Origin of the sequence: Calothrix sp. CCY 0018, from assembly GCF_963920925.1 — a bacterium.
Taxonomy (GTDB): domain Bacteria; phylum Cyanobacteriota; class Cyanobacteriia; order Cyanobacteriales; family Nostocaceae; genus Rivularia.
The window spans coordinates 1-4,271 of the sequence record NZ_CAWUDI010000096.1; the positions used below are offsets into that span (position 1 = coordinate 1).

Here is a 4,271-nt window from a genome sequence, read left to right on the forward strand (position 1 = left end):
CCCAACCCACCAGTCATTCCAGCGCCAACGTTACGTCCAACTTGACCTAAGACTACAATTACACCGCCAGTCATGTATTCGCAACAGTGATCCCCGGCTCCTTCGATTACTGCCGAACATGAAGAGTTACGCACGGCAAAACGTTCGCCAGCTTTTCCTGTAGCAAATAACATTCCCCCAGTTGCACCGTAAAGGCAGGTATTACCAATGATGGTGTTTTCTGATGGTTTGTAGGTGGCTGCGGTTGGTGGTTTAATAATTATCTCTCCACCATTCATTCCTTTACCGACGTAATCGTTGGCTTCTCCCATCAATGTCAGTTTCATGCCGTTGAGCAGAAAAGCACCAAAACTTTGTCCGACGCTTCCCTTAAAGTTAAGGTTAATTTGACCTTTGAAACCAGTGTCGCCGTATTTGGATGCAATTACCCCAGCAATGCGCGAACCTATAGTTCTATCCGTGTTAACCCCATTAACTGTTTTGCTTACCCGAGAATGTTGGTTAATAGCATTTTGAATTTCAGCGCTACGCAATAAATCATCATCGAGTACCGCACCGTTGCTGTGAACTTGTTCGTGTTGCAACCAGCTACGATTTTCTTTGGTATCGGGTAATTTCAACAAGCAGTCAAGATTTAATGCTCGCGTCTTGGTTAATTCAACACCTTCGCGCATTTTCATCAAGTCAGCACGTCCGATTACTTCCGATAAACTTCGATAACCAAATCTTGCTAACAAACTGCGTACTTCTTGGGCAATAAAGTAGAAGAAATTAACAACTTTTTCTGGGGTGCCGGGGAAGCGCTTGCGTAATTCTTCCTTCTGGGAAGCAACACCTACAGGACAGTTATTTGTATGACATATCCGCGCCATAATACAACCTTCGGCAATCATGGCAATGGAACCAAAACCAAATTCTTCGGCTCCCATCATCGCTCCCATCAAAATATCCCAACCGCTCTTTAAACCGCCATCTACCCGCAAAATTACTCGATCGCGCAGGCTATTTTCCATCAATACTCGATGTACTTCTGTTAATCCCAGTTCCCACGGAGAACCGGCGTGTTTAATAGAACTTAGAGGTGATGCTCCCGTACCGCCATCATGACCGGAAATTTGGATAATATCGGCGTTAGCTTTGGCTACACCCGCAGCAATGGTTCCGATACCGATTTCTGAAACCAGTTTTACTGAAACTTGCGCTAAGGGATTAATTTGATGTAAATCAAAAATTAACTGGGCTAAATCTTCAATCGAATAGATGTCATGGTGCGGTGGTGGAGAAATTAAAGTTACTCCAGGTTTGGAACGTCTTAAACCAGCAATATATTCGCTAACTTTTTTACCCGGTAACTGCCCCCCTTCTCCTGGTTTCGCACCTTGAGCCATCTTGATTTCAATTTGTTTGGCGCTCATTAAGTACTGTGGAGTTACCCCAAAGCGTCCCGACGCAACTTGCTTGATGGCGCTCGTTGCCGTATCGCCGTTACGCAACCCGTTTAAATGAGGTAATGTTGCCGAATTACCCCTATCATCAACATCATTTAAAGTCTTGAAACGTACAGGATCTTCTCCACCTTCCCCAGAATTAGACTTACCGCCAAACCGATTCATCGCGATCGCCAAGGTTTCGTGTGCTTCTCGTGACAATGCTCCTAGTGACATTCCCCCAGTACAAAAGCGCTTCACAATTTCGCTGACAGGCTCTACTTCTTCAATCGAAATCGCTTCTCTATCGCTTTGGAAGTCGAGTAAGTCGCGTAAAGCGGTAATCGGTCTACCTTGCAAATGCTGCTGGTAAACTTCGTAATGGTCGTGATTTTTACTACTAACAGCCTGGTGCAACGCCTTCGCCATTTCCGGACTGTTCATATGGTATTCGCCACCACGACGATACTGAACGAAACCTAAATTTTCTAACTTTTTAAGGTTTAATTCGGGGAAAGCTTTGCAGTGGATAGATAAAACTTCCGATTGCAATTCGCTCAAGTTAATTCCACCAATCCGGGAAGTAGTACCGTAAAATCCCAAATCTAATAAATCTCTACCAATACCAATAGCTTCAAAAATTTGCGCTCCTTGGTAACTTGTTAGCAGCGAAATCCCCATTTTAGAAAGGATTTTCAGCAAACCGTTTTCTACAGCTTTGATATAATTTGCCGTACTTTGCTGTAAGCTAACAGATGCAATTTTACCGCGCTCCATAAACTGCTGTGTTTTAGGATCTGACCACCAGCTACGTAAAGTATCCATTGCCATGTAGGGACAAACCGCAGCCGCACCGAAACCAATCAAACAAGCAAAATGATGAGTACTCCAACATTGAGCAGTATTCACCACCAAAGAAGCATTCATTCGCAACCCTTCGTGAATTAAATGGTGGTGTACCGCACCAACAGCCAATAAAGGAGGAATATAGGTATTTTCTGCGTTTATCGCTCCATAATCTTCCCACTCCTGGGAATTCGGAGCAACTTTATCGCTCAAAACCAAAATTTTCGCACCATTACGCACAGCAACGGCTGCTTGCTGCTGCAAAGATTTTACAGCAGCTTTTAATCCTTCACGAACGCTCTCAATTGGAAACACCGTCGATAATTCAACCGTATCAAAATCCGACTTTTGGATTTCCTGTAACTGAGACTCAGTTAACACCGGCGATTCCAACATAAACCGGCGAGCATATTCCGGTTTGGGATCGAGTAAATTACCCCTCGCACCCAATTCCACCTTTAACGACATCACCAACTTTTCCCGTAAAGGATCGATAGGTGGATTTGTTACTTGAGCAAACCGCTGTTTGAAATAGTCGTACAGTAAATGTGGTTTTTCAGAAAGTACCGCCAGAGGGATATCATCACCCATACAGAAAGTCGGTTCTTTACCATCAATTGCCATTGGCACAATTATCATTTCCACATCTTCCGTGGTGTAGCCAAAAGCCATTTGATGGAGCAACAAAGCTTTTCTGTCTATCGAATTAGTTGTTAGCTGTTGGTTGTTAGTTGCTGAATGTCCGTTTCCATTCGCACCATTACCATTCGCACCATTTCCATTGTTAACAGTTAACTGTTCGCTGTTCAATGATTTCCGATGCTGTCGCAACCATTCCCCATAAGGATGACTCTTGGCAACTTTACTCTTAATTTCCCAATTCTTGAGAATCTCATGGTTTTGCAAATCCACGGCGATCGCCTCTCCGGGACCAAGCCGACCTTTCTCAATGATATTTTCTTCTGGGAAATCAACTACACCAGCTTCACTCGCAACCACAATGTAGTCATCGGAGGTAATACAGTAACGCGCCGGTCTTAAGCCATTGCGGTCTAAAGTTGCACCAACTGTCTTACCATCGCTAAATACTAAAAGCGCCGGCCCATCCCAAGCTTCTTGCAATCCACTATAGTATTCATAAAAGTCTACAATCTCCGGATAATTACTTAAAGCAGGTTGATTATTATAAGCTTCCGGAACCATTATCATCAAAGCTTCCAAAGGACTGCGCCCGGAACGCACCTGTAGCTCAAAGACGTTATCTAAAGTTGCAGAATCGCTGTTTCCCATACTGACAAACGGCTTTAATTCTTCCAACCGCTCTTGCCAAACTGGATGGCTCAAACTTGCCTGTCTGGCTTTCATCCAGTTGATATTACCTAACAGAGTATTAATTTCTCCATTGTGACCCAAAAGCCGCATTGGTTGCGCTAAAGGCCATTTAGGCAAAGTATTCGTACTAAAACGACGATGGTAAACAACAAAACTACTCTTATAAGCAGGATTCTTTAAATCGTGGTAAAAATCTCCCAAAACCGCCGAACGTACCATACCCTTGTAGACAATCGTCCGACTCGATAGCGAACAAACATAAAACTCTTCCATCGACTCATTATGTTGATGAATAGCTTTATGAACTCTACGGCGCGTAATATAAAGCTTTCTTTCTAACTCATCCCCGGTGACATCTTCCGATTGAAGAAAAATCTGCTCAATCTGCGGCTGATTCGCGTAGGCTTGTACTCCTAAAACACTCGAATCAACCGGAACCACGCGCCATCCTAAAACCTTCAGATTTTCAGAAACCGCAATAGTTTCGACCAGACAGCGAGCAGTACGAGCAGCTTGTTCGTCACGAGGTAAGAACAACATACCTACAGCAATTCCCCGAGTTGCTTCCAAACCCCTTTCATTCCAACCTTGCCGAAATAATTCCCACGGAATCGCGCTTAATATTCCCGCACCATCGCCAGAATCTTTATCCGCGCTACAACCACC

1 protein-coding gene is annotated in these 4,271 nt (G+C 44.0%); it reads right to left on the reverse strand.

Translation table 11 applies throughout. The features are described 5' to 3' along the window. The coding region (gltB, locus tag ACM03V_RS34170; RefSeq protein WP_414625259.1) for a glutamate synthase large subunit at positions 1–4,271 on the reverse strand (4,271 nt) is incomplete at both ends.